The following is a 2,436-nucleotide window of genomic DNA, read 5'->3' as shown; positions in this document are numbered from 1 at the left end:
CGCCGGGGCCGACGCGGCGGTCGCCGCCGACGCCGACGCGGCGCGCGTGTGGTGCGTGCACGCCGGCGACGCTGCGGCCTCGACCGCCTGGACCCCGGCGGTCGCGCGTGTCGACGACGTGACGGTCGCGGTCTCGGCCGGCGGCGACCCGCGACGGTCGGCGGCGTTGCGGTCCGCGGTCGCGCTGCTCCTCGACGCGGGCGACCTCCCGCTGCGCCGGCACCGTCCGGCCATCGTCGGGACGGTGACGCTCGTCGGCGGGGGTCCCGGCGACCCGGGGCTCATCACGACGCGCGGGCGGCGCGCGCTGGCCGAGGCGGACGTCGTCGTCGTCGACCGCCTCGCGCCCCGGGAGCTGCTCGACCACCTGGACCCCGACGTCGAGGTCGTCGAGGCGGGCAAGTCCCCGCACGCGCACACCCTCACGCAGACGCAGATCAACGAGGTGCTCGTCGAGCGCGCGCTGCAGGGCCGACGGGTGGTGCGCCTCAAGGGCGGCGACCCGTTCGTCCTCGGCCGCGGCGGCGAGGAGGTGCTCGCGTGCCTCGAGGCGGGCGTCCCCGTCGAGGTCGTCCCGGGCGTCACGAGCGCGATCGCCGTGCCGGGCGTCGCCGGCGTGCCCGTGACGCAGCGCGGGGTGTCGCGGCAGGTGACGATCCTGTCGGCGCACGACAGCGCCCCGGACTGGGCGACGATCGCCCGGCTCGACGGCACGCTCGTGCTGCTCATGGGCGTGGGCCGGCTCGCCGAGCACGCCGCGACGCTCGTCGCGCACGGCAAGGACCCCGCGACGCCGGTCGCGGTCGTCGAGAACGGCACGCTGCCCGGCCAGCGCACGACGGTGGGCACGCTCGCCGACATCGCGGCCCGGGCCGCCGAGCGCGGCGTCGGGAACCCGGCGGTGGTCGTCGTCGGGGAGGTCGCGGCCCTCGCCGACGTGCTCGGCCCGCACGACCGGGACACGGGCCGCCTGCCCGGGACGCGCACCCCCGCACCGGCGCCGTCCGCCGCCGGTCCGGCGGACTGACGGGCCGTCCGACGTGCGCCGACGTGCGGTTCCCCACACCGGTTCGGCGCGCCCGCCCGGACGACCTGGCCTAGCGTGAACGCCGTGCCTCACCCCGACGACCTGCCCCCGCTCGACGTCCTGCTGCCCGTGGAGCGCGCTGGTGAGCGGTTCGAGCCCCGCGCCGACGAGGCCGAGCTGCTCGGCGCGTTCACGGACCGCATGCCCGTCGACCCACCGCGCGGCGTGCACGTGCGCGCCAACATGGTGAGCACCGTCGACGGCGCCGCGACAGGTGCGGACTCGCGCAGCGGCACGATCAACGACCCGGCCGACTTCCGGGTGTTCCGGGTGCTGCGCGCGCTCGCCGACGTCGTGCTGATCGGCGGTCAGACGGCCCGCGCCGAGAAGTACCGCGCACTCGACGTCCCCGAGGAGCTCCAGGAGGCCCGCCGCGCGCTCGGCCGCGCCCCGGAGATCGAGCTCGCCGTCGTCACGTCGGGCGCCGACCTGCCGGACGCGCTCCTCGACGGGCCGCGTCCCCCGTTCGTCATCACGACCGGCGCGTGCGCCCGCCTCGACGCCGTCCGGGAGCGCATCGGGCCGGAGCGGGTCATCGTCACGGAGTCCGACTCCCCCGGCGTCGTCGACCTGCGCGTCGCGCTCGCCGCCCTCGGCGCGCGCGGCCTCGCGCACGTGCTGAGCGAGGGCGGACCGACGCTGCTCGGCGAGCTCATCGAGGCCGACCTGCTCGACGAGCTGTGCGCCACGAGCAGCCCGCTGCTCGTCGGCGGCCCTGCGCCGCGCATCGTCAACCGGCCCGCGTGGTTCGAGCCGGCCCGCGAGCTGCGACCCTTGCACCTGCTGCACGCCGACGGCGTGCTGCTGGGCCGCTGGCAGGTCGTTAGGCTCGGCGCGTGACCGACACGATCCTGGTCCTCGTCGAGGACACCCTGACCGCGACGGACGTCGACCACCTGCTGACGCTGCACGACGGCGAGGAGCTCGCGTACCGCGTGCTCGTCCCCGCGGACAGCGACCGTCCGCTGCTGGCGACGATCATCGACGACCTGAGCCTCGGCGAGCTGCGGCACGCGTTCGACCGTGCCCGCGGCAAGGAGCCGTCGGAGCACGAGGCGCGTGCGACCGCGGCCGAGCAGCTCGCGGGCAGCCTCGCGGCGTTCGCAGCCGCGGGCCGTCCGGCGACCGGCGAGATCACGGCGGACGACCCGCTGCCCGCCGTGCGCGCCGCGGTCGCCGCCGGTGGCATCCGCGAGGTCGCGGTCGTCACCTACCCGCACGCGCTCGAGGACACGTTCCACCGCGACTGGGCGTCGCGGGCCCGCGAGGACCTGCAGGTCCCGGTCCTGCACCTGTACGCGGGGACCAGCGAGCTCGGCTGACCCGACTACCACGACGACCGCCCGCCC

The 2,436-nt window shown here is 77.1% G+C and carries 3 protein-coding genes; all 3 read left to right on the top strand.

Annotation, left to right across the window (positions count from 1 at the left end):
- Positions 1-1,027 (top strand): uroporphyrinogen-III C-methyltransferase (gene cobA / locus CBZ_RS18325; protein ID WP_246013532.1); only part of this gene is annotated, 1,027 nt, incomplete at its 5' end.
- Positions 1,028-1,111: 84 nt separating this feature from the next.
- Positions 1,112-1,927: a dihydrofolate reductase family protein gene (locus CBZ_RS18320; protein WP_246013531.1), complete on the top strand. Its 816-nt coding sequence runs from the start codon at positions 1,112-1,114 to the stop codon at positions 1,925-1,927.
- A complete protein-coding gene (locus CBZ_RS18315; protein ID WP_130782902.1) occupies positions 1,924-2,409 on the top strand; it encodes a hypothetical protein in 486 nt (161 codons plus the stop codon). Before CBZ_RS18320 ends, CBZ_RS18315 begins: the two co-directional genes overlap by 4 nt.
- Positions 2,410-2,436: the final 27 nt, after the last annotated feature.

This window comes from Cellulomonas biazotea, assembly GCF_004306155.1.
GTDB lineage: Bacteria > Actinomycetota > Actinomycetes > Actinomycetales > Cellulomonadaceae > Cellulomonas > Cellulomonas biazotea.
This window is presented reverse-complemented; position numbering and strand designations above follow the sequence as displayed.